Source organism: Pseudochelatococcus sp. B33 (assembly GCF_053570585.1).
The window spans coordinates 1-20,119 of sequence record NZ_JBSEFH010000047.1 but is presented as its reverse complement, the minus strand read 5'-3'; the positions used below and the strand labels follow the sequence as shown (position 1 = coordinate 20,119).

Annotated in this window: 17 protein-coding genes and 1 pseudogene; 8 read left to right on the top strand and 10 right to left on the bottom strand. The window is 63.3% G+C overall.

What is annotated here, in order from left to right; all coding sequences use genetic code 11:
- Positions 1–286 precede the first annotated feature (286 nt).
- From ACUSIJ_RS28725 to trkA, 10 genes and pseudogenes are all read right to left on the bottom strand, one after another.
- A pseudogene (locus ACUSIJ_RS28725) lies at positions 287–373 on the bottom strand (hypothetical protein); the annotation flags it as partial.
- 223 nt (positions 374–596) lie between these two features.
- Positions 597–1,049 (bottom strand): PTS sugar transporter subunit IIA, encoded by a 453-nt coding sequence (locus ACUSIJ_RS28720; protein WP_449311844.1) that lies wholly within the window; start codon positions 1,047–1,049, stop codon positions 597–599.
- Positions 1,050–1,193: 144 nt separating this feature from the next.
- Positions 1,194–1,886 carry a response regulator transcription factor gene (locus ACUSIJ_RS28715; protein ID WP_449311843.1) on the bottom strand — a complete coding sequence of 231 codons (693 nt, stop codon included), beginning with the start codon at positions 1,884–1,886 and terminating at the stop codon, positions 1,194–1,196.
- A complete protein-coding gene (locus ACUSIJ_RS28710) occupies positions 1,883–4,585 on the bottom strand; it encodes a DUF4118 domain-containing protein (RefSeq protein WP_449311842.1) in 2,703 nt (900 codons plus the stop codon). Before ACUSIJ_RS28710 ends, ACUSIJ_RS28715 begins: the two co-directional genes overlap by 4 nt.
- Positions 4,586–4,650: 65 nt before the next feature.
- Positions 4,651–5,223: a potassium-transporting ATPase subunit KdpC gene (gene kdpC, locus ACUSIJ_RS28705; protein WP_449311841.1), complete on the bottom strand. Its 573-nt coding sequence runs from the start codon at positions 5,221–5,223 to the stop codon at positions 4,651–4,653.
- Between the two features lie 13 nt (positions 5,224–5,236).
- On the bottom strand, positions 5,237–7,306 hold the full coding sequence (kdpB, locus tag ACUSIJ_RS28700) for a potassium-transporting ATPase subunit KdpB (RefSeq protein WP_449311840.1): 2,070 nt from the start codon (positions 7,304–7,306) through the stop codon (positions 5,237–5,239).
- A gap of 43 nt (positions 7,307–7,349) precedes the next feature.
- Complete coding sequence (gene kdpA / locus ACUSIJ_RS28695) at positions 7,350–9,053, bottom strand: potassium-transporting ATPase subunit KdpA (protein WP_449311839.1); 1,704 nt, start codon at positions 9,051–9,053, stop codon at positions 7,350–7,352.
- 26 nt (positions 9,054–9,079) lie between these two features.
- Positions 9,080–9,337 carry a potassium-transporting ATPase subunit F gene (locus ACUSIJ_RS28690; RefSeq protein WP_449311838.1) on the bottom strand — a complete coding sequence of 86 codons (258 nt, stop codon included), beginning with the start codon at positions 9,335–9,337 and terminating at the stop codon, positions 9,080–9,082.
- Positions 9,338–9,657: 320 nt separating this feature from the next.
- On the bottom strand, positions 9,658–11,160 hold the full coding sequence (locus ACUSIJ_RS28685; RefSeq protein WP_449311837.1) for a TrkH family potassium uptake protein: 1,503 nt from the start codon (positions 11,158–11,160) through the stop codon (positions 9,658–9,660).
- A complete protein-coding gene (gene trkA, locus ACUSIJ_RS28680) occupies positions 11,157–12,542 on the bottom strand; it encodes a Trk system potassium transporter TrkA (protein WP_449311836.1) in 1,386 nt (461 codons plus the stop codon). The genes ACUSIJ_RS28685 and trkA overlap by 4 nt, the downstream gene beginning before the upstream one ends.
- 204 nt (positions 12,543–12,746) lie before the next feature.
- Between trkA and ACUSIJ_RS28675 the strand changes: the two genes are divergently transcribed.
- The 8 genes from ACUSIJ_RS28675 to ACUSIJ_RS28640 all read left to right on the top strand — a co-directional run.
- Positions 12,747–12,986 (top strand): hypothetical protein, encoded by a 240-nt coding sequence (locus ACUSIJ_RS28675; RefSeq protein WP_449311835.1) that lies wholly within the window; start codon positions 12,747–12,749, stop codon positions 12,984–12,986.
- 400 nt (positions 12,987–13,386) lie between these two features.
- Positions 13,387–16,239 (top strand): monovalent cation/H+ antiporter subunit A, encoded by a 2,853-nt coding sequence (locus tag ACUSIJ_RS28670; protein ID WP_449311834.1) that lies wholly within the window; start codon positions 13,387–13,389, stop codon positions 16,237–16,239.
- A 3-nt stretch (positions 16,240–16,242) separates the two neighbouring features.
- The gene (locus ACUSIJ_RS28665) at positions 16,243–16,644 is read left to right on the top strand and encodes a Na+/H+ antiporter subunit C (RefSeq protein ID WP_449311833.1); all 402 of its coding nucleotides are present in this window, start codon (positions 16,243–16,245) and stop codon (positions 16,642–16,644) included.
- Entirely contained in the window at positions 16,641–18,173 is a 1,533-nt protein-coding gene (locus ACUSIJ_RS28660) for a monovalent cation/H+ antiporter subunit D (RefSeq protein ID WP_449311832.1), read from the top strand. Before ACUSIJ_RS28665 ends, ACUSIJ_RS28660 begins: the two co-directional genes overlap by 4 nt.
- 3 nt (positions 18,174–18,176) lie before the next feature.
- Positions 18,177–18,665 carry a Na+/H+ antiporter subunit E gene (locus ACUSIJ_RS28655; RefSeq protein WP_449311831.1) on the top strand — a complete coding sequence of 163 codons (489 nt, stop codon included), beginning with the start codon at positions 18,177–18,179 and terminating at the stop codon, positions 18,663–18,665.
- Complete coding sequence (locus tag ACUSIJ_RS28650; RefSeq protein ID WP_449311830.1) at positions 18,662–18,931, top strand: K+/H+ antiporter subunit F; 270 nt, start codon at positions 18,662–18,664, stop codon at positions 18,929–18,931. The genes ACUSIJ_RS28655 and ACUSIJ_RS28650 overlap by 4 nt, the downstream gene beginning before the upstream one ends.
- Before the next feature lie 7 nt (positions 18,932–18,938).
- Positions 18,939–19,319 carry a Na+/H+ antiporter subunit G gene (locus ACUSIJ_RS28645; RefSeq protein ID WP_449311829.1) on the top strand — a complete coding sequence of 127 codons (381 nt, stop codon included), beginning with the start codon at positions 18,939–18,941 and terminating at the stop codon, positions 19,317–19,319.
- 150 nt (positions 19,320–19,469) lie between these two features.
- The coding region (locus ACUSIJ_RS28640) for an epoxyqueuosine reductase QueH (RefSeq protein ID WP_449311828.1) at positions 19,470–20,119 on the top strand (650 nt) is incomplete at its 3' end.

The following is a 20,119-nucleotide window of genomic DNA, read 5'->3' as shown; positions in this document are numbered from 1 at the left end:
GCTTAGCGGGGCGTTGTGTGTTTTGTTTGGTTGCGGGGGCGTGCAACACCCGATTCCTGCGATTGGTTGAGCAGCTTGTTCCGAGATTAGCGGCCCAGCCTCTTCAAATAGTTTAAATCCCTATCACCTGACGTACCCTCATGGTAGCTATTGCTGGTTGATGCTCATAGCGACCGACCACTCGATGGTGTGATCGGCTGTTTTGTGCCGGGCCAGTCAGCATTGCGAGCCCGTTACGTCGTCCTTTTCCGCAAGCCAAATCTTGATAAGCGACGGGTGGGGGATGTCAGGCTTGCTCGCCGCAACCTTGGATCCGCTCCAGTAGCGAATTGGGAAGTTGCAATGAGATCGAAGTGGATGAGGGCTTGAGGTTGGAAAGCCGTACCTTCTCAGCCTTGTTCCAGTCTGCACAATCGGCGGAGCCATGGCTTTCTGACTATGCAGAATAGTGCCTGATGTGTGGTTGCCGGTAGATGACGCCATACTAGCAAGGATCAACGAACTGCACCCCATCGTCTGGCCAGCAGGCGGTGAACTGAATTGATAAGATGCACAATAGCAGAGCAAAGATCACCTCCGCACGTAAACTCACGCTCTCACCTCTCCTCCCTGTCGAGCAGTGCAAGGACCGCATCACGCGAGGCAGCCGACCGAATTCCCGCCAGCCACGCCTGCGAGGTAGCCTTGCGGGCGATGCAGGACAACAGGTTGAGATGGGACGAGGCTTTCTGCGCCGGCACGAGGATCAGGAACACGATATCGACGGGAAGATCGTCGACAGAATCGAATGCGATGGGCTTCCTGAGCCGGACGAACAGCGCGAACGGATCGGCGATCGCCTCGATGCCCGCATGTGGAATGGCGACGCCATTGCCGATTCCGGTCGATCCGAGAATCTCGCGTTTCTGCAGGGCGGCCAGCACTGGCGCTTCCTCCATCTCCAATCGCTTCGCGGCCAGCCCGGCCAGGTCGCGCAGGAGTTTCTCCTTCGTAGCGGCCGGAAGATCGATGACCACGTTCTCCGGCTTGATGATATCGGCAAGTTTCATGGCTTTGCTCACGTCTGGAGCACGCGCCGATTGGCCTGAAGCCCAGGTTGATCGGACAGCGCGTTCCCCTCCCTGGTTGTTTGGAGCCGGATCCGGCAGGATCCGCCTGCTCGCACTTCGCGGGCATATCCAACGGCAGCGGAATTACTCGGCTTCCCGAAGCCGGTATCCCACGCCCGTTTCGGTGAGGATGTATTCCGGCTGGTCGGGGCTTTTCTCGATCTTCTGGCGCAGCTGGCGCACGTAGACCCGCAGATACTGCACGTCGGTCGAACCGCCCCAGACTTCCTTGAGAAGGTGCTGGTGCGTCAGCACCCTGCCCGCGTGCTGCACCAGGACGCGCAGGATGTCGTACTCCTTCGGGGACAGTTTCACCTCCCTGTCCGCCACCTTCACGATACGCTTGACGAGATCGACGCTCAGTTCCCCTGCCGTAAAGATCGGCCGCTCCCCCTGCTGCTGAAGCCTGTGGCGAAGGGCGACGCGGATGCGCGCCGCAAGCTCGCGCATACCGAAAGGCTTCGTCACGTAATCGTCCGCGCCGCGTTCGAGTGCCCTGACAATCCCGGCCTCGTCGGTGCGGCTGGAGAGGATCAGGATCGGCAGATCCAGTTTCTCACGCCGCCAACTTTCGAGCAGGTCATGCCCCGGCATGTCGGGAAGGCCGAGGTCGAGCAGGATGAGGTCCGGTTTGTCTTCCACGACCTTGCTAATCGCTTCCTTCGCATCGGCCGCCTCGATGACGGCGTAGCCTTCCGTCGCCAGCCCCACGCGCAGAAGCTTGCGGATCGGCGGCTCGTCATCGACGATCAATATTCTGACTGCGGAAGTCGTCATCTTCGGTTTTCCGGGTTATCGGCCTCTGTCGGTACGGGCAGGCGGATGGTGAAGATCGCGCCCGGGCGATCCATCCTGTTGTCTGCGGCGATCGTCCCGCCCATGGCCTCGACGAAGCCGCGGCAGATGGAGAGGCCAAGCCCGGTTCCCGCCTGAACCTGGTCCTGCTTGCGGACCCGGTAGAAGGTGTCGAACACACGCTCCAGATCGCCTTGCGGAATGCCGGGCCCCTCATCGATGACCTGCAACACTACGTCATCGCCGTCCCGCCACGCCTGAATGCGGATCGTCGAGGCCGGCGGCGCATATTTGCCCGCATTGTCGAGCAGGTTGAACAGAACCTGTTCCAGCAAGACCGGATCGACCTTCAGCATGGGCAGATCGGCAGGAGTGCTGACCTCGATCCTCCGATGCGCCAGGATCTTCTCCGTGCGGCGCAGGGCCGTGCCGATGATGTCGCCGACGAAGTTCAGGGAGAGGTTCGGCTCGGTGGCCCCGGATTCAAGCCGCGTCATATCGAGCAGGTTAGCAACGAAGCGATTGAGGCGCTCGGACTCGCTCACGACCGTCGACAGCAGCTCGACCCTCGCCGCCTCGGGCAACGAGGACGCATAGTCCCTCAGTGTCCCGGCGGCGCCCATGATTCCGGCGAGCGGCGTTTTCAAGTCGTGCGACACCGACGTCAGCAGCGCCGAGCGCAGCCGGTCGGCCTCGGCCGCGAGCCGTGCATGGTCGACATCGGCGACAAGTTGGATGCGCTCAATGGCCAGCGCCGTCTGGTCGGTAAGCGCATCGAACAGGCGCTGCTCCTCGGGCGTCAGCACCGGCCCCTGCCTGTCGTTGTCGAGGCCGACCACGCCGACCCGGGTGCGGCCCGTCTTCAGCGGCATGTAGAGACGCTTCGCGCCGGGCAGCGTATCGGCGCCGCGGCCGGCAGGCCGGTCGTGTTCCCAGGCCCATTGCGCCGCGGCGATATCGGCGTCCACGAGCGTATCGTCCGGCGGATAGCCGGCGCGCACCGCGATCTTGCCGTCGTCGGGCAGCAGGATCACCACGCAGGCCTTGAGCATGGACGCGATCTGGTAGACCGATGCCCAGAGCACATCCTCCAGCGTGCCCGCGCGGGCGAGCTTCTTCGAGAACTGGTACATCCCCTCCGTAGTGCGCGCCCGCCCCCGCGCCAGCGCGACCTGCCGCTGGACACGGCCGGCGAGATTGCTCGCGATCACAGCGACGCCCAGAAAGAAGCCGAAGGCGATGACGCTCTCCGGATCGCCGATGTCGAGCGTATAAAGCGGCTGAAGGAAGAAGAAGTTGAAGGCGAACGCCGACACCACCGAGCTGAACAGCGCCGGCCACAAGCCCCATGTCGCCGCCGAGGTCAGCACCGCCATCAGGAAGACGAGCGCAATGTTGCGCACGTCGAGGAAGCGGAACAGCAAGGTGCCCACGCCGACCGCAGCCCCGACATAGGCCGTGCTCCAGAGATAAGGCCCGAGTTTGAGGCGCCGCACCGATGCGAGCGCGACGCCGCGCGGCGGAATCGTCTCTTTCGCGTTACCTGAAATGACATGGACGCTGATGTCGCCGGCATGTCGGATCAGGGCGTGCGAGACCGATCCTTCCAGCATCTCCCGCCAACGCGGTTTGTCCGTTTTGCCGACGACGATGTGGTTGTAGTTGTTGGCTGTCGCATAGCGCAGGATCTCCTGCACGACGTTCGCCCCCGGCAGGGTGACGGCTTCACCGCCGAGCCGCTCGGCAAGTCGCAAGGTCGAGGCGATGCGGTCCTTCCCTGCCTCCTCGAGGGTTGCTGCGCCCGCGTCCTCGATATAGAGCGCGGCCCACGTCCCCCGCAGCCTGTCCGCCTGCCGGCGGGCATAGCGCACCAACGCCGCGCTGCGGGGATGGTCGTCGATGCACGCCAGCACGCGCTCACCCGCCGCCCACGGGCCGTGGATGGCATGGGCCTGCATGTGGCTCAGCAACTGGTCGTCGACGCGTTGCGCCGTGCGCCGCAGCGCCAGCTCCCGCAGCGCCGTCAGGTTGCCGGGCGAAAAATAGTTTCTGGTCGCGCGCCGGGCCGTTTTGGGAAGATAGACTTTGCCCTCGTGCAGCCGCTTGATCAGATCATCGGGCGTGATATCGATGATCTCGATGTCATCGGCCCGGTCGACAATGGAATCCGGCACGGTTTCGCGCACGCGGATGTGCGTGATTTGCGCAACCACATCGTTGAGACTCTCGACATGCTGGATGTTCAGCGTGGTGTAGACGTCGATGCCTTTCGAGAGGATTTCCAGCACATCGAGATAGCGCTTGGGATGGCGGCTGCCCGGCGCGTTGCTGTGGGCCAGCTCGTCGACCAGCACGAGTTGGGGTGCACGTGCGAGGATGGCGTCGATGTCCATTTCCTCGAGCACATGACCGCGATAGTCGATCCTGACGCGCGGGATGACCTCCAATCCATCGACCAGTTCCTCGGTTTCCTTGCGCCCATGGGTTTCGACGATGCCGATGACGGTGTCCACGCCATCGGTGATCCGGGCGCGGCCGGACAGCAGCATCTCGTAGGTCTTGCCGACACCCGGCGCCGCGCCGAGAAAGATCTTCAGACGCCCCTGCCCTTCCTTCTCTGCGGTTTCGAGCAGGGCATCGGGTGACGGTCTGTTGTCGGCTCTCTGAATCGCGTCCGTCATCCATGGACCTTCTTGTTATCGGATGCACCGCCGGGTTCCCTTGCACCAAACCCGGCGGTGTTGCTTCAGCGGGTGGCCGCGCTGTCCAGTGCGAGGTTGAGCGCCAGCACGTTGACGACCGGCTCGCCAAGTACCCCGAGCAGCCGGTCGTCGACATGCGCATCCACGATCGCACGCAGCCGGGCCTCTTCCAAACCGCGTGCACTCGCCACCCGCGGAATCTGGAAATAGGCCGCCTCCGGCGAGATATGCGGATCGAGTCCGCTGCCCGAGGCGGTGACGAGATTGACCGGGATCGCGGCATTGGGATTGCTGGCTTTCAGAGCTTCCGCGTCCGTGCGGATTCTGTCGATCAGCACCGGGTTGCCCGGTCCCAGGTTAGACCCTCCTGAACTTGCCGCGTCATAGCCGTCGCCGGCGGCGGACGGGCGGCCGTGGAAATGCCGGTCGCCGGTGAAGCTCTGGCCGATCAGCCGGGAGCCGATCACCGTGCCGTCATTGCTGGTGACGAGGCTGCCATTGGCCTGTCGAGGAAAGATGGCCTGAGCGACACCCGTCATGGCCAGCGGATAGGCCAGGCCGGTGATGACGGTGAAGGCGACGATCATGAGGATCGCGGGGCGTATTTGCCTGAGCATCTCAGAGCACTCCTTAAACGAGGCCGATCGAGGTGATGGCCAGATCGATTAGCTTGATGCCGATGAACGGGACGATGATGCCGCCGAGGCCATAGATGAGCAGATTGCGCGACAGCAACGCTCCGGCACCCACTGCCTTGTAGGTCACCCCCTTCAACGACAGCGGGATGAGGGCGACGATGATGAGCGCATTGAAGATGATCGCCGAGAGGATGGCGCTCTGCGGGGTTGAAAGCCCCATGATGTTGAGCGCGCCGAGCTGCGGGTAGAACGCCAGGAACATCGCCGGGATGATGGCGAAATACTTGGCGATGTCGTTGGCGATGGAGAAGGTGGTCAACGCGCCGCGCGTCATCAGCAGCTGCTTGCCGATCTCCACGATCTCGATGAGCTTGGTCGGGTCGCTGTCGAGGTCCACCATGTTGCCGGCCTCGCGCGCCGCGACGGTGCCGGTGTTCATGGCGACGCCGACGTCCGCCTGCGCCAGCGCGGGCGCGTCGTTGGTGCCGTCGCCGCACATGGCGACGAGCTTGCCCTTCGCCTGCTCCTCGCGGATAAGCGCGAGCTTGTTCTCCGGCGTGGCCTCGGCGAGGAAATCGTCGACGCCAGCTTCTGCCGCGATAGCGGCTGCTGTCATCGGGTTGTCGCCGGTGATCATGACCGTGCGGATGCCCATGCGGCGCAGTTCGGCGAAGCGTTCGCGGATGCCGCCCTTGACGATATCCTTGAGGGTGACGACCCCAAGCAGGCGTCCGTCCTTCACGACGGCGAGCGGGGTGCCGCCCGCCTTGGCGATATCGTCTGCGATGGCCCTGATCTCACGGATCGTCTCGCTGCTGGCGCGATTGCCGCCAGCCGCAACAGTGTTCTGCTCGACATGCTTCAGCACCGCGTCCACCGCGCCCTTGCGGATGGACGAACCCTCGAGATCGACACCGCTCATGCGGCTCTGCGCCGTGAAGGGCACGAAAGTGGCGTGCAAGCTCGTCATGTCACGGGCGCGGATGTTGTACTTCTCCTTGGCGAGCACCACAATGGAACGGCCTTCCGGCGTCTCGTCCGCGAGCGAGGCGAGCTGGGCGGCATCCGCCAGCTCTCGATCGGTCACGCCGCGCACGGGGCGGAACTCGGCCGCCTGACGATTGCCGAGCGTGATGGTGCCCGTCTTGTCGAGCAGCAACGTATCGACGTCGCCCGCCGCCTCCACCGCGCGCCCGGACATGGCGAGCACGTTGAAGCGCACCAGCCTGTCCATGCCGGCGATGCCGATGGCTGACAGCAGCGCGCCGATCGTGGTCGGGATCAGGGTGACGAACAGCGCCACCAGCACGATCACCGGGATATAGCCCCCCGCATAGGTGGCGAAGCTCGGGATCGTTACCGTCGCCAGCACGAAGATCAGCGTCAGGCCCGCGAGCAGGATGTTGAGCGCGATCTCGTTCGGCGTCTTCTGCCGTTCCGCGCCCTCGACGAGGCCGATCATCCTGTCGATGAAGGTGGAGCCGGCGGCGGCCGTGATGCGCACCTTGATCTGGTCCGACAGCACCTGCGTGCCGCCGGTCACCGCCGAGCGGTCGCCGCCCGATTCGCGGATCACGGGGGCGGACTCGCCGGTGATCGCGGCTTCGTTGACGGAAGCCACGCCCTCGATGACCTCACCGTCCGAGGGGATGATGTCACCCGCCTCGACAAGCACGATGTCGCCGACCTTGAGGCTGTTGCCGGGCACGAGCTTGTAATCGCTGTGGCCGTTCGTCAGCAGCTTGGCCTGCGTCTCGGTGCGGGTGCGGCGCAACGATTCCGCCTGCGCCTTGCCGCGCCCCTCGGCCACCGCTTCGGCGAAATTCGCGAACAGCAGGGTGAACCACAGCCACAGCACGATCTGGAACGAGAAGGCGGTGTCCGCGCCCCCCGTCAGCAGGTCCTTGACCAGCAGGATGGTGGTGAGCGCGGAGACGACGGCGACGACGAACATCACCGGATTGCGGGCGAGGCTGCGCGGATCGAGTTTTTGGAAGGCGCCACCGATGGCCGGGACGAGGATGCGAGCGTCCAGAATGCTCGCGGATTTTGACTGGCTCATGGAAGACTCCAGCATCTCTTTTCCTGTTGACGCATCGTTATGATCAGAAGGTCTGGCCAGCCAGCAGCGCGAAGTGCTCGACGATTGGCCCGAGCGCCAGCGCCGGGAAGAAGGTCAGCCCGCCAACGATCAGGGTCACACCGATCAGCAGACCGACGAAAAGCGGCCCGGTCGTCGGGAACGTACCGGCCGACGCGGGCGCCGCCTTCTTGGCGACGAGCGAACCCGCGATCGCCATGGCCGGGATGATGACCATGAACCGGCCCATCAGCATCGCGAGACCAATGGTGGTGTTGTACCAGAGCGTGTTGCCCGAAAGACCGGCAAAGGCAGACCCGTTGTTCGCCGTGCCCGACGTGTAGGCATAGAGGATTTCCGAGAAACCGTGCGGACCGGGATTGGCGATGGAGGCGATGCCCGTGGGCAGTACTGCGGCGATCGCAGTGAAGCCGAGGATGGCGAGCGGCAGGCAGAGGACGGCGAGCATCGCCATCTTGACTTCCTTGGCCTCGATCTTCTTGCCGAGGTATTCCGGCGTGCGGCCGACCATCAGCCCGGCGACGAAGATTGCCACCACGACGAAGAGCAGGATGCCGTAGAAGCCGGCGCCGACGCCGCCGATGACGATCTCGCCCAGCATCATGTTGATTAGCGGGATCATGCCACCGAGCGCCATGAAACTGTCGTGCATGGCGTTCACCGCACCGCAGGACGCCGCCGTGGTGACGACCGCGAACAGGGCGGAGAGGACGATGCCGAAGCGCGTTTCCTTCCCCTCCATGTTGCCACCCCCGATACCGAGCGCGTGCACCAGCGGGTTGCCGGCAGCCTCCGCCCAGTAGCACACCACGACGCCGGCGAGGAACAGGATGCCCATGGCGGCGAAGATCGCCCAGCCCTGCTTCTGGTTGCCGACCATGCGGCCAAAGACGTTGGTGAGCGCCGCGCCGATGGCGAAGATCGAGACCATGTGGATAAGGTTGGTCAGCGCGGTCGGATTTTCGAACGGATGCGAGGCATTGACGTTGAAGAAGCCGCCACCGTTGGTGCCAAGATGCTTGATCATCATCTGCGAGGCGACGGGTCCTTGCGCGATCGTCTGCTGCGCGCCCTCGAGCGTCGTCGCGACCGTATAGGGACTGAGGTTCTGCGGTACCCCCTGCCAGACCAGCACGAGCGTACCGATGACGCAGATCGGCAGCAGGACGTAGAAGGTTGCGCGGGTGAGGTCGACCCAGAAATTGCCCAGCGTCTTCATCGACTTGCGGGCAAAGGCGCGGATCAGCGCCACGGCAATGGCGATGCCCGTCGCCGCCGAGACGAAGTTCTGTACCGTCAATCCAGCCATCTGGGTCAGATACGACAGCGTGTTCTCGCCGCCGTAGTTCTGCCAGTTGGTGTTGGTCATGAAGCTTGCAGCGGTATTGAAGGAGAGGTCGGCCGGCACCGCCTCCATGCCGGCGGGGTTGAACGGCAACACGCCCTGGAAGCGCTGCAGCAGGTAAAGCAGCAGGAAACCGGCCAGGTTGAACAACAGCATGGCCGCCGTGTAGGTCGTCCAGTGCTGCTCTTCCTTCTCGTTCGTGCCGGCAAGCCGATAGAGACCGCGCTCGATCGGCCCGAAGACGATCGACAGAACGGTGCGGCCACCGTCAAAGACGCGCGTCATGTAGCCGCCGAGCGGCTTCACGAGCAGGACGACGATCCCGCAAAAAATGAGGATCTGTATCCATCCGTTGAGTGTCATGATGTGTCCTTCCGCTCCAGCCCCGGTCAGAACCGCTCGGGACGAACGAGCGCATAGGTCAGGTAGCAAGTGATGAACACCGCTACCACCGCGCCAAGAATGTATTCGGCGACCATTTTAAAACCCCCGATCAGAGCTTTTCGCATGTCCTGATGTAACCAAACATCAATGCGAAGAATGCAATTCCAATTGCGAGCACCATGATGTCCACCGGCAAAGACTCCCGCACCATTTGTTAAGCCGCCGCGTGCGCGTGTACATATGGGAACGCGGAAACGCGACAACGAGCGCCGTCCCCGCAAGACTTCACATGGCGGGGATAACGCATTCTGGCAGGACTATGGCGCGAAACTGCATAGTGGTTCGAGAGGGGAAAATGGGGAAAGATATAAAAATCTTATATAAATTTTCTCCCATCGGTACCGGCTGAAGCGGAGCATTCCGCTCACCTCCTGTGCTGTGACACTTGCTGCAACGAAACGGCCCCACCCGGGCGTGTGCGGGTGGGGTCGGGAGCCCGGTACAGAGAAGTATCCTTCGGCCTATGAAAATTTTGATCGGCGATACATTGGCCTGCCGCGAACACGGCCTGCCCCGTCAACCTTCAGCCTCGCCAGAACCGGGGTATGAACAGAACAAGAATCGTAAACAGCTCAAGACGACCGAGCAGCATGCCGGCCGAAAGCAGCCACTTCGCTCCCTCTGGAAGCGGCGCGAAGTTGCCGGCCGGGCCGATGACGCCTCCCAGTCCGGGGCCGACATTGGCGAGAGCCGTTGCCGCGCCGCTGGCGCTCGTCAGAAAGTCCAGTCCGAACGCCATGAGAGCTATTGTCAGTAAAAGATAGCAGATGAAAAACACTGACAGAAAAGCGATCACCGAGCCGATAACCCCGTCATTGATCACCCTCCCTGCATAGGAATGCGGAAAGACGCCGCTGGGATAGAGCAGTTTCTGGAAATGCACCCTGAGCATGATCGCCACGATCTCGAAACGGAAGACCTTGATCCCGCCCGTCGTGGACCCCGTGCATCCACCCACGAACGTCAGGATGAAGAAGAGGCCAACGACAGCGTTGCCCCAAAGTGCGTAGTCTGCCGTGGCGAAACCCGTCGTCGTCACGACGGATACCACGTTGAACGCCGCATACCTGAAGGCAGCTTCAAATTCGTATTGTTCCGACACGAAGAGCCAGAACCCGAGACAAATCACGATAACGGCGAGAAAAACGAGCAAGGTCCTGACCTGCCGATCCCATAATGCGCGCATATCACCCGCGATGAAACGCACATAGAGGACGAACGGTACGCTCCCCAGAAGCATAAAGAGGGTCGCGAACCACTGGATGCCGCTGCCTTGCCACTTGCCGAACGACGCATCGGAGGTTGAGAACCCTCCGGTGGAAATCGATGCGAGCGCCTGCGCAACGGCATCGAACAAGCTCATGCCGAGAAACCAGTAGACCAGGATCGCCAACGCTGTCAGCCCGATATAGGTATTGGCAATGGCTATCAGGATCTGGCGCGATTTCGGCAGCGCCTTCTCGGAGCGATCCGACGATTCCGTGCGGAAAAGCTGCATGCCGCCAATCCCCAACGCTGGGAGAATGGCCATCGCAGAGGCGATGATGCCAATGCCGCCCATCCATTGCAGCAGCGCCCGCCAGAGAAGCATCCCCGGAGGAGCATTATCGAGCCCGGAAATAACCGTGGCGCCAGTCGCCGTGATCCCTGAAACCGCCTCGAAAACGGAGTCGACCAGGCTGCCGCTGACAATGCCGTAATCGGAGAAAAAGAACGGCAGCGAACTGACCGCCGCCACACTAATCCAGCTCGCCGGCGTCAGGATGAAGGCCTGCCGCAGGGTCAATCCCGCCTTCAGCGCCCCCTTGTTCCGGCAGGTGAGCATTCCCCCAACGATGAGAGAAACAAGGATGGCGAACGCGAATGCCTGCCAGTCCCGATTGCCGAAATACACGTCGACGAGCAGGGGAAGCAGCATCATGGCGGACGTGGCCAAAAGGATGATCCCGACAAAATACGCGATGGGTCTCAGGCCATGCGCTGTCCGCCGCCGAACGGCGGCCACCTGCAATTGCGATCGGATCATGGGGAGCGCATCCCGTGCATGCCCAGCATGGCTTCCGCGAGATGCATATAGCTGTAGGTCACGAGTATCAGCACGTGGTCACCAACTTCCAGAGACGTGTCGGGCGTCGGGAAGAATGCTTCGCCTGCGCGAATAACGACGCCGACCCGGATTCCCTGCGGCAGGCCCAGCTGATCCAGCGGACGGACGAGCAGTCGTGAGTCCGCGAGGATTTCCGCCTCGATCACCTCGCCGAAATCCTCCCGCAAGGTGTAAAGCGCCGAGACGGCGCCGCGCCGGACGTGACGCAGGACGGTCGATATGGTGACGGCACTCGGACTGACCACTGAATCGATACCCAATGTCGGTATGAGCGCCTCATAGGACTTCTTGTTGACCAGCGTGATCGCACGCTTGCAACCCGCCTGCTTGGCAAGCACGGAGGCAAAGATATTCGTCTCGTCGTCATTGGTGACAGCGACGACCGTTTCCGCCAGCCCCACGCGGGCTTCATCGAGCAACTCCTTGTCGAGGGCATCGCCGTGCAGGACGATCGCCGACCCGCCCAGCTCGCTCGCGACATGTTCAGCGCGATCGCGGTCTCTTTCGATGATCTTGATATCCATGTGCGCCGACGCCTTTTTGACGCGCCGCGCCAGGTGCAGGCCGACGTTGCCGGCTCCCACGATCACGAGCTTGCGCGCCAGACGCTCCCGATGGCCGAAGGCAGCCATCACATCGCTGGTGTGGCCGGATTTGGCGATGACGTAGAGGTCGTCGCCCATCTCGATGCGATCGTCGCCATCCGGAATGAAGGGCCGTCCCTTCCGGATGATGGCGATGACCCTCATCGCCGCGTATCGGGCATTCGATGCGAGGTCGACCAGCCTCTCCCCGATCGCCGGGGCGCCGCGATCTTCCGCATGGATGCCGAGCAGTTCGACGCGGCTGTCGGCCATCGGCATCATGTCGAAGGCTCCCGGTGTCCATAATCTGCGAGCGATGCCATCCGCGATCTCGATTTCCGGGGAGATGACAACATCGATCGGCATGTGTTCGGCAGCGTAAAGGCCGGATTTATCCTGCTCCAGATATCCGGCATGCCGCAGGCGAGCGATGCGGCGCTTGACGCCGAAGAGAGAGTACGCCACCTGGCAGGCGACCATGTTGACCTCATCCGACCGGGTCACGGCAACGAGCAGGTCCGCGTCCCGCGCCGCCGCCTCCCGAAGTGTCGCTGGATGGGACGCATGCCCAATCACGCCACGCACGTCATAGCTCTCGTCAATCCGGCGAACATGCTCGGGATCGTTATCAATGACGGTAACGCTGACTCCCTCGGAAGCCAGATGGCGGGCGATCGTCGTACCGACCTGACCAGCCCCGCAAACCACAACGTGCATGTCTGGCTCCCTGCCTGTCGAAAGCAGGAACAGTTCCTAGCCGCTTGCCGGGACAAAGCCAAGCCCACCGGGTGGCAAACAAGGGAGGGCTTTTGAGACCGGGCCGGGACTGCGCGCAGGCAGAAAACAGGAAATCTCCATGTTCCCCTCATGCCGGCTTATGACCTATCATCCTGTGCTATAATATGAAGATGGGAGATGAGGATGTTTTCTGCGCGCTTGCTGGTCGAACGCGGTTCCGGGCGAAGCCCTTCGCAGGATTGGGGGGAATACGCCTTCGTGGCCGCCCCCTCGCCTGGCGACCGCATTGCCGCCCAACACGACGGCACCACGCATTACCTGACCGTGATCAACGTTCACCACAAGCCTGTCGCGATTCCCGCAAGTTCCAGTCCGGCCGCTCCCTCCGCCGAGGTGGTGGCGAAGTGGACAGGATCGGATTAACCTCACGAAATCAATGGCCTGCAAGATCATTCCAGGACCGGGCAACGCTTGTCATTGTCGCCCGGGCCGGGCTGATCCAGGGAATTTTATAATTTTTTTATGAGGGATCGTGACGAATCGGACAGGTCCGGCTAGAAATGTCGCGGGTGTTCATGCCGTTTGATGGCGGGGCAGGTGTAGCGCAGGTCGGGCCGCCGCGCATTCACCGATATGGATGCAAATGGATACCCCGATGTGCCCGTCTCCAGCCGGATTGTCCCGTTCGACCATTTGTTCAGATAGGGCGAGAGCCATCGACGATCGGATACCCCTCCCCTGCTGTCCGGCGGAACGTCCTTCGATCGCCTCTCTGCCTTCGGAAGCCCGCAACGCACTCAGCCGTCGGGGAGCGTGACCGCCGATGGTTCTGTGGCTCATCCCGCTCCTGCCGATTCTTGGAGCGATCCTTCCGCCGCTCCTCATTCGCTCCGGTCGCACAACCTGTGCGAATGCCACGGGCTTTGTGTCTCTGGCGGCGCTTGGCCTGCTGCTGTCGCGAGCCGGCACCGTCATCGACGGCGGCGTGGAATACGTCAGTATCCCCTGGATGCCGCAGATCGGATTGGCGTTCTCTTTCAGGATCGATGGACTCAGCCTGTTCTTCGCGGCGATGATCCTGATCATCGGGCTGCTGGTGATCGTCTACGCGCGCTTCTACCTCAGCCGCGAGGACCCCATGGGGAAGTTCTACGCCTATCTGCTCCTGTTCCAGGGGGCGATGCTCGGCGTCGTGCTTGCCGACAACCTCGTCCTGCTTCTCATTTTCTGGGAACTGACCAGCCTGACGTCGTTTCTGCTTATCGGCTACTGGCGGAAGAACCCCGATGCGCGGCAGGGAGCGCGTATGGCGCTCGTCGTCACCGGCGGTGGCGGGCTCGCCCTCATCGGCGGCCTGCTGCTCCTTGGCCATATCGCGGGCACCTATGACATTTCGGAGCTCCTGAACCGGGGCGACATCATCAAGTCCTCGCCCCTCTATGCGCCCGCGCTCATCCTGATCCTCCTCGGCGCGTTCACCAAATCGGCCCAGTTCCCGTTCCATTTCTGGCTGCCGCACGCCATGGCCGCGCCGACGCCGGTCTCGGCCTATCTGCATTCGGCCACGATGGTGAAGGCCGGAATCTTCCTGCTGGCCCGGTTATGGCCCGCCCTTGCCGGCACCGATATCTGGTTCCTGATCGTCGCGCCGGTCGGGCTTGCCACGATGGCGATCGCCGCATGGATCGCCCTGTTCAGGGACGACCTGAAATCATTGCTCGCCTATTCGACTGTCAGCCATCTCGGCCTCGTGACCATGCTGCTCGGCTTCGGAACGCCGATGGCGGCAGTGGTCGCAGCGTTCCACATCCTCAACCATGCGACATTCAAGGCGGCCCTGTTCATGAGCGTGGGCATCGTCGACCATGAGACGGGAACCCGCGACATCAACCGGCTCGGCGGCCTCGCCAGACTGATGCCGATCACGGCGACGCTGGCGCTCATCGCCTCCGCCGCCATGGCGGGCGTGCCGTTCTTCAACGGCTTTCTCTCCAAGGAAATGATGCTGGAGGAAGCCGCGCACACGCCCTACCCCGGCCTGCCGTGGCTGTTCCCCGTCACCGCCACGCTCGCGGCACTGTTCTCGGTTGCTTATTCTGCCCGCTTCGCCATTTCCACCTTCCTCGGCCGCGAACGCCACGACTATCCGCATGCGCCACACGATCCACCCCCCGGCCTGTGGCTGCCGGTCGCCCTGCTGGTCGTGCCGGTCGTCGCGATTGGTGTGATGCCCGAGGCGGTGGCCGGGGGGCTGGTTGCACTGGTCGCGGGAGCCGTCGTCCACGGACCGTTGCCCGCCCATCATCTCGCGCTCTGGCACGGCGTGACGCCCGCGCTCATCATGAGCATCTGTGCCTTTGCCGGCGGAGCACTCCTGTTCCTCGCCTATCGTCCGGTGAATGTCCTGCGCCTCGCCCTGCCCCGGCCGGACGCCCGCGCGATGTTCGAGGCCGTTGTCGAGGCGAGCGTTCGCGCTGCCGGTGTGGTCCTGAACCGGCTGCACGACGGTGCGCTGTCGCGCTATCTGCGCATCATCTTCGCTACCCTCATCCTCGTCGGTGTCTATGCTGTCTGGATCTCGCCCTCGGGAAGCGGCACGCGCGCCCTGCTGCCCGTCAGCGCTCCGGCCCTGGTTGCCTGGTTTGCGCTTGTCGCCGTCAGTCTGGCGGTCGTCATGACCCACGGCCAGAGACTGTTGGCGCTGATCCTGACGAGTGTCGTCGGCGTCGTGGTGGCACTCGCCTTCATCCAGTTCTCCGCGCCCGACCTCGCGCTGACGCAGATATCGGTGGACGTGGTGACGACCATCCTGATGCTGCTGGCGCTCAACCTGCTCCCGAAGAGCGTGCCTGCCGAAGGGAGCCCGCTCCGGCGCTGGCGAGACGGCGCTGTCGCGATACTGGCCGGTATCGGCATCGCCGCCCTCGCCTACGGTGTGATGACGAGCGAGGGAACGAACATCGCCGACTATTATCTCGCCAACGCCAAGCCGGGCGGCGGAGGGACGAACGTCGTCAACGTCATCCTCGTGGACTTCCGTGGCTTCGACACCTTTGCCGAGATCATCGTGCTCGGCATCGCGGCCATCGCCATCTTCGCGCTGCTGGACGTGAGCCTGAAGGGCGCCGCGCTGCGCAGGGTGCGCGATCTGCTGCCGAAGGAGGAATCGGGCGATGCCCATCCTCTCATCCTCGTGGTCGCCGCGCGTGTCCTGCTGCCTCTGTCGCTCACGGTCGGCATTTATATCTTCCTGCGCGGACATAACCTGCCGGGCGGCGGCTTCATCGCCGGTCTGGTCGTCGCCATCGCCCTGATCATGCAATATATCGCCTCGGGCTATACCTGGGCCGCGGAGCGCCGGCGTCTCGACCCGCAGGCCCTGATCGGGGCCGGTGTCGGCATTGCCGGCCTCGCCGGCATTGCTCCGGCGGTGTTCGATCGTCCATTCCTCACCAGCGCGTTCGGCCATGTCCACTGGCCCGTCGTCGGCGAGTTCGAGCTTGCCTCGGCGATGGTATTCGATCTCGGCGTGTTTCTGACCGTGGTCGGCGTGATGGTGCTGTCGCTTGCCCGGCTGTCGCGGGTCGCCCAACGGGTCGATCCGAGCGAAAGCGAGCGCGCGATGGACATTCCGCTGGAGGCGGAAGCGCCAGCGCGAAAAGCGGCGGAGGCCTGAACCATGGAATTCCTCGTCGCAAGCGCCACCGGCGTCCTGACCGCCACCGGCATTTACCTGATGCTGCGCGGCCGTACCTTCCCGGTCATTCTCGGGCTGACTTTCCTGTCCTATGCGGTGAACGTGTTCCTGTTCTCGATGGGCCGCCTCGCCATCGACCGGCCACCGATCATTGTGCCGGATGCGCCCGGATATACCGATCCGCTGCCCCAGGCGCTGGTCCTCACAGCCATCGTGATTTCATTCGGCATGACGGCGCTCATCGTCGTGCTGGCGTTGCGCGGATTTCTGGAGACGGGGTCCGACCGCTCCGATCTCGATGCGTCGACAGATCAGGATGAACACCCACGGCAGAAGCCGGCAGGCACAGCGGAAAGCTCCCCCGGCAAGGAGATCAGGCCGTGAACCACTGGATCATCCTGCCGACCGTATTGCCGGCGCTGACCGCCGCCTTCCTGATCCTGTCGCTGCGCAATGATTTGCAGAGCCAGCGTGTCGTTTCCATCGTGGCGACCGTACTGCTGCTCGTGATCGATGTCGTCCTGCTCGTCCAGGCGGCCGACGGCGTCTCGCAAGTCTACCGCCTCGGCAACTGGCCGGCGCCGTTCGGCATCGTGCTGGTTCTCGACAGACTGTCGGCTACCATGCTGGTGCTGACCGGCGTGCTCGCACTTGCCGTCGTCATCTTCGCCGCCGCCGGGGCGGATCGGAAAGGCAGGCTGTTTCACCCGCTCTTCCAGTTCCAGCTGCTCGGTATCAATGGCGCTTTCCTCACGGGCGATATCTTCAACCTGTTCGTGTTCTTCGAGGTCATGCTGATCGCCTCCTACGGCCTCATGCTGCATGGCGGCGGCGCTGCTCGGCTCAAGGCCGGCTTCCAATACGTGGCCATCAACCTCGTCGCCTCGACGTTGTTCCTGATCGCCGCCGGACTGATCTACGGCACGGCCGGTACGCTGAACATGGCCGATCTCGCCCTGAAAGCGCCGGCGATCGCGGCTGGCAGCGAAGGCATTCTGAAAGCCGGCGCGTTGCTGCTTTTTCTCGTCTTCGCCACCAAGGCGTCGCTGGTGCCGCTGCACTGGTGGCTGCCAGCCACCTATGCGACCACGTCCGCACCGACGGCGGCGATCTTCATGATCATGACCAAGGTGGGCGCCTATGCCATTCTGCGCGTATACGGCCTGATCTTCGGTGCGGAAGCGGGATCTCTGGCGCTGGTGGCGGCCCCGTTCGTTCTGCCCGCCGCCGCTGTCACGCTGGTACTGGGCGCGGTCGGCGTGCTCGGCAGCCGGTCGCTCAGGACATTGGCGGCTTTCTCGGTCGTCGCCTCCATGGGCACCCTGCTTATCGCGCTGGGATTGTTCGACGTGATCGGCGTGACGGCCGCGCTCTACTATCTCGTTCACAGCACGCTGGCGGGCGCGGCGCTGTTCCTCATCGCGGGCATTGTCATCGAAGCGCGCGCCGGTGCCGCAGACCGGCTGGAGCCCGCCCCCGCCATCGGTTCCGAAACACTGGTCGGTGGCCTCTATTTGCTCGCCGCGATCGCCATGGCCGGTCTCCCGCCGCTGGCGGGTTTTCCGGGCAAGCTGATGATCCTCGACGCCGCGCGCGAGTCTTCCGCGTGGCCCTGGCTGTGGGGCCTGATTCTGGGCACCAGCCTCATATTGATTCTCGGTTTCGTGCGTGCGGGTTCCGCCATATTCTGGGCCAGCACGGAACCTGCGGCAGATACGCAGAACACCCCGCTCCGGATTGCCCAACCCGTCGTCGCGGTCGTGTCGCTGCTGATGCTGACTGCAGCCTGGACCCTTGCGGGCGGCCCGGCGACACGCTGGCTTGAGGCCACTGCGGCACAGGCGCTCGATCGCGGAGCCTACGTCGAAGCCGTGCTTGGAAATGGCCCAACCATTTCCTATCGGGGGAACTGAGCCATGGCGCGTTACCTGCCGCATCCCGTGCTGAGCCTGACCATCATCATCGTCTGGGTGATGCTCGCCAACGAGGCCAGCGCGGGAAACCTGCTGCTCGGTGCGATCCTCGGCTTTCTCATCCCGTTATCCACCGCGCGCTTTTGGTCCGAAAGGCTGCGGATAAAGGCTCCTTTCGCAATCGTGGAATACGGGCTGCTCGTGATCTGGGATATCATCGTCTCGAACGTGCAGGTGGCAAGGCTTATCCTCTTCCGGCGCGGCGAAAGCCTTCGCTCGATCTACATCACTGTGCCGCTCGATCTCACCACACCGACCGCGATAACCGCGCTGGCCGGCACCATCACCATGACCCCGGGGACGGTCAGCGCCGACCTCAGCGCCGACGGCAAGGCGCTGCTGGTACATTGTCTGGAAACGGACGATCCCTCCGGAACGGTAGCGGGCATCAAGAGCCGGTACGAGCAGCGGCTGAAGAGGATATTCGAATGATCGCCATCGCCTGCCTTATCGCCGCCATCGCGGTTTGTGCGGCCATTCTGCTCACGCTCTACCGGCTTGCGGCCGGCCCCGGTGAGGTGGACAGGGTGCTGGCGCTCGACACGCTCGTCATCAACACGATCGGGCTCATCGTGCTGGCCGGCATCGCCTACGGCACCGCCATGTATTTCGAAGCGGCGCTGCTGTTTGCGATGGTCGGGTTCGTCACGACGGTTGCGTTCTGCAAATTCCTGCTGCGCGGCAATGTGATCGAGTGAGGTGGCGATGACGGAGACGATTGCCGAATGGTTCGCTTCAGCGCTGATCCTTATTGGCGCCTTTTTCCTCGTGGTCGGATCGCTCGGGCTGGCCAAGCTCCCCGGCACGATGCGCCGCCTGCACGGCCCGACTAAAGCGACGACGCTGGGCATCGGCTCCCTGCTGATCGCCTCCATGGTGTATTTTGCCGGCGTGCGCGGGCACTTCTCATTCCATGAACTGCTGATCACCTTGTTCCTGTTCCTCACCGCGCCCGTAAGCGCCCACATGATCGCCAAGGCCCACATCCTGCGCGCAAAGGACGAGCGTGGCGATCTCCCGGAGACGGGGCGCAGGGCCGGCTGGGCGACGATTTCCGAGCCACAGGAACCCGATCCGGCCCCGTGACGGGCCTTCCGCGGCAGCCGGGCTTTTCCCGAGCGTGCGCAGGGCCGACGCGGGCGTGCAACAAGGCCTCTCTTGCCCTGAAAGGTTGTTTCGGCCTAGAAGTGCTCGGCAATGGGCCGGTTAGCCCTGAACTGTCTTCGGGAAACCATCATGAGCGACGTTGTCCGACCCGTCCTGACTCCGCCCGGCGGCGAGAAGCGCGTGCTGCTGCATTCGTGCTGTGCCCCATGCTCGGGCGAAGTGATGGAGGCCATGCTCGCTTCCGGCATCGACTACACAATCTTTTTCTACAACCCGAACATCCATCCCGAAAAGGAATACCTCCTGCGCAAGGATGAGAACGTTCGCTTTGCCGAGAAGCACGGCGTGCCCTTCGTCGACGCCGACTACGACAAGGACAACTGGTTCACCCGCGCCAGGGGCATGGAGTGGGAGCCCGAGCGCGGCGTCCGCTGCACCATGTGCTTCGACATGCGCTTCGAGCGCACCGCGCTTTACGCTCACGAGAACGGCTTCCCGGTGATGACCTCCTCGCTCGGCATCTCCCGGTGGAAGAACATGGCGCAAATCAACGATTGCGGGAAGCGCGCCGCCGCGCCCTACGAGGGGCTGTCCTACTGGGACTTCAACTGGCGCAAAGGGGGCGGCGCCGCGCGGATGATCGAGATCTCGAAGCGCGAGGAATTCTACCAGCAGGAATATTGCGGCTGCGTCTATTCCCTGCGCGACGCTAACACCCATCGCCGCGAGCAGGGCCGCGCCTCCATTCGCCTGGGCGTCAAGTTCTACGGCCGCGAAGA

Bases quoted from the DNA above. Each gene is read 5' to 3' on its own strand.
- ACUSIJ_RS28655 (WP_449311831.1), top strand. From the start codon at position 18,177: ATGGCGCGTTACCTGCCGCATCCCGTGCTGAGCCTGACCATCATCATC.
- ACUSIJ_RS28685 (WP_449311837.1), bottom strand. From the start codon at position 11,160: ATGATCCGATCGCAATTGCAGGTGGCCGCCGTTCGGCGGCGGACAGCG.
- kdpA (WP_449311839.1), bottom strand. From the start codon at position 9,053: ATGACACTCAACGGATGGATACAGATCCTCATTTTTTGCGGGATCGTC.
- kdpB (WP_449311840.1), bottom strand. From the start codon at position 7,306: ATGAGCCAGTCAAAATCCGCGAGCATTCTGGACGCTCGCATCCTCGTC.
- ACUSIJ_RS28650 (WP_449311830.1), top strand. From the start codon at position 18,662: ATGATCGCCATCGCCTGCCTTATCGCCGCCATCGCGGTTTGTGCGGCC.
- ACUSIJ_RS28665 (WP_449311833.1), top strand. From the start codon at position 16,243: ATGGAATTCCTCGTCGCAAGCGCCACCGGCGTCCTGACCGCCACCGGC.
- ACUSIJ_RS28670 (WP_449311834.1), top strand. From the start codon at position 13,387: ATGGTTCTGTGGCTCATCCCGCTCCTGCCGATTCTTGGAGCGATCCTT.
- ACUSIJ_RS28645 (WP_449311829.1), top strand. From the start codon at position 18,939: ATGACGGAGACGATTGCCGAATGGTTCGCTTCAGCGCTGATCCTTATT.
- ACUSIJ_RS28715 (WP_449311843.1), bottom strand. From the start codon at position 1,886: ATGACGACTTCCGCAGTCAGAATATTGATCGTCGATGACGAGCCGCCG.
- trkA (WP_449311836.1), bottom strand. From the start codon at position 12,542: ATGCACGTTGTGGTTTGCGGGGCTGGTCAGGTCGGTACGACGATCGCC.
- ACUSIJ_RS28720 (WP_449311844.1), bottom strand. From the start codon at position 1,049: ATGAAACTTGCCGATATCATCAAGCCGGAGAACGTGGTCATCGATCTT.
- ACUSIJ_RS28675 (WP_449311835.1), top strand. From the start codon at position 12,747: ATGTTTTCTGCGCGCTTGCTGGTCGAACGCGGTTCCGGGCGAAGCCCT.
- kdpC (WP_449311841.1), bottom strand. From the start codon at position 5,223: ATGCTCAGGCAAATACGCCCCGCGATCCTCATGATCGTCGCCTTCACC.
- ACUSIJ_RS28710 (WP_449311842.1), bottom strand. From the start codon at position 4,585: ATGACGGACGCGATTCAGAGAGCCGACAACAGACCGTCACCCGATGCC.